We start from the raw sequence: 2,023 nt of genomic DNA on the forward strand, positions 1-2,023 counted from the left end.
AATTAGAAATGAGGTGAAGTCAATGAACACGCAAATCATCGCCATCGCCAACCAGAAAGGCGGCGTTGGCAAAACAACAACCTGTGCGAACTTGGGAATCGGGCTGGCCGCTGCGAACAGGATCATAATTCCCGTTCAGGCAGAGTATCTGCCCGCCAAAGGGCTGGAACAGCTGCTCTCCACGGTAAACAAGGTAAAGCGGCAGATCAACCCCAAGCTCCAGATAGACGGTATCCTGCTGACGATGGTGGACAGCCGAACCAACTTTGCCAAAGAGATCTCCGCGCTCCTGCGGGAGACCTATGGCAGCAAGATCAAAGTATTCGGCACAGAGATTCCGCACTCTGTCCGGGCAAAGGAAATCAGTGCAGAGGGAAAAAGTATTTTCGCCCACGATCCCGGTGGCAAGGTGGCAGAGGGCTACAAAAATATAACGAAGGAGGTGTTGAAACTTGAAAAGCAGCGTGAAAAAAATAGAGCTGGCCTCGGTAGATGATCTGTTCTCCACCGAAGAAGGCCGTCAAGATGCAAAGCTGGAAAAGATTCAGGAGATTCCGCTGTCTGAGCTGCATCCCTTTAAGAACCATCCATTCAAAGTCAAGGATGACGAAGCCATGATGGAGACCGCTGACAGTATCAAGCAGTATGGCGTTCTGGTTCCGGCGATTGCTCGACCGGACCCGGAGGGCGGTTATGAGCTGGTAGCTGGACACAGGCGGCACAGAGCCCGATGGTAGGAAATCCAGAGATGTTTTAGCTGAACAGGTTGGACAGAGTAAGAATCAAATTCAGAGATTTATCCGTCTGACCGAGCTTATTCCCGAACTGCTGGATATGGTGGATGAAAAGAAGATTGCTCTGAACCCTGCCTATGAGCTGTCCTTTCTCAAAAAGGAAGAACAGGTAGACCTGCTGGACGCGATGAACAGCGAACAGGCTACCTCTTCTCTTTCTCAAGCCCAGCGGCTCAAGAAATACAGTCAGGAGGGGCATCTGACCCTCGATATGATGCGTGTCATCATGGGTGAGGAAAAGCGATCTGGACCGAGTGACATTTACCTCTGACACCTTGCGAAAGTATTTCCCTAAAAGCTATACGCCCCAGCGGATGCAGGAAACTATTATCAAGCTGCTGGAACAGTGGCAGAAAAAACGCCAGAGAGACCAGGAACGATGAAAGGAGCCGCCTATGAAAGATATTTCAGCAAGGGAGCTGAAAGGACATAACATTCTCGCCGTAGAGAGGTTTTGGGATGACACCCGCTGGATGATTGAGTTTTCCGTCCTGCGTCCAAGCACAGCTTACGGCAGTCCCGGAGAGGAAATGCGGCTGTTTTTGACCGAGGACGGGTATCAGGCCGCTCTGCAAAGCCAGCAGCGCCGGGAGATCAAGATCAAGCGTTACGCTCGTGTGATTGAGGGACATATCCTCGATTTCAAACCGGGAAAACGCCGCCGCGCATAAACCCATACAACGAAAGGAATGACTATGTGTACGGTAAAGGAAATTCAAGAAGCAATCCGGGAAAATTGCAAATCTCAGCATGACATGGATACAACGGATATTGACCGCGTGATGCAAACACTTCCTTTCGCCCAGGAGGAGCCATTTACAGAGGCGCGTCCTCAAAAGCCGCTGTTTTGGTTTTATGCAAGAAAATTTGAAAAGTGTTGAACACCGCACGGAAAACAGACTGTGAAGCAGCTTGTCGGGCAGAATCAGGGAATATCCAACATTGAGATCACAGATCCCTCTATCAAGGAGTTTGAGAAAATCGCCCGGAAATATGTAGTTTACATTTTTCAAGATGACTCTGAAATCTGCCGCTGTTCAGTAAATAAATCAAATTCCCCTCGTATTCTTTATCGTCCAACGCATCATCAAAGATAGAGCCTTTTTCCAAGCTATTCCACCGGGTACAGAACATACGGGAGTTATCAATTGTGTGCTGATCGGTCATGAGCTTTCCGGCATTGGTCAGGAGTCCATTTTTATCAGTCAAACCAAAGGAAACATAATCGG

At 49.0% G+C, this 2,023-nt stretch carries 3 protein-coding genes and 3 pseudogenes; 5 read left to right on the forward strand and 1 reads right to left on the reverse strand.

Going from position 1 to position 2,023, the window contains the following annotated elements:
• Nucleotides 1–22 precede the first annotated feature (22 nt).
• From ACMP1L_RS08705 to ACMP1L_RS08725, 5 genes and pseudogenes are all read left to right on the forward strand, one after another.
• Nucleotides 23–496 (forward strand): ParA family protein, encoded by a 474-nt coding sequence (locus ACMP1L_RS08705; protein ID WP_118686771.1) that lies wholly within the window; start codon nt 23–25, stop codon nt 494–496.
• Nucleotides 453–1,177 (forward strand): annotated as a pseudogene (locus ACMP1L_RS08710) (ParB/RepB/Spo0J family partition protein). Before ACMP1L_RS08705 ends, ACMP1L_RS08710 begins: the two are co-directional and overlap by 44 nt.
• A 12-nt stretch (nt 1,178–1,189) precedes the next feature.
• Entirely contained in the window at nt 1,190–1,465 is a 276-nt protein-coding gene (locus ACMP1L_RS08715; RefSeq protein WP_418452715.1) for a DUF5720 family protein, read from the forward strand.
• Nucleotides 1,466–1,483: 18 nt separating this feature from the next.
• Nucleotides 1,484–1,675 carry a hypothetical protein gene (locus ACMP1L_RS08720; protein ID WP_475544533.1) on the forward strand — a complete coding sequence of 64 codons (192 nt, stop codon included), beginning with the start codon at nt 1,484–1,486 and terminating at the stop codon, nt 1,673–1,675.
• Nucleotides 1,676–1,678: 3 nt separating this feature from the next.
• A pseudogene (locus tag ACMP1L_RS08725) lies at nt 1,679–1,795 on the forward strand (DUF3801 domain-containing protein); the annotation flags it as partial.
• Nucleotides 1,796–1,823: 28 nt separating this feature from the next.
• Here the strand turns inward: ACMP1L_RS08725 and ACMP1L_RS08730 are convergent.
• Nucleotides 1,824–2,023 (reverse strand): annotated as a pseudogene (locus ACMP1L_RS08730) (AAA family ATPase); the annotation flags it as partial.

Origin of the sequence: Ventrimonas sp. (genome assembly GCF_048380235.1) — a bacterium.
In the GTDB taxonomy this organism is placed as follows: Bacteria; Bacillota; Clostridia; order Lachnospirales; family Lachnospiraceae; genus Brotaphodocola.

Excerpts from the sequence above, each read along its gene's own strand:
- ACMP1L_RS08705 (WP_118686771.1), top strand. The coding sequence starts at position 23 with ATGAACACGCAAATCATCGCCATCGCCAACCAGAAAGGCGGCGTTGGC.
- ACMP1L_RS08715 (WP_418452715.1), top strand. The coding sequence starts at position 1,190 with ATGAAAGATATTTCAGCAAGGGAGCTGAAAGGACATAACATTCTCGCC.
- ACMP1L_RS08720 (WP_475544533.1), top strand. The coding sequence starts at position 1,484 with ATGACTATGTGTACGGTAAAGGAAATTCAAGAAGCAATCCGGGAAAAT.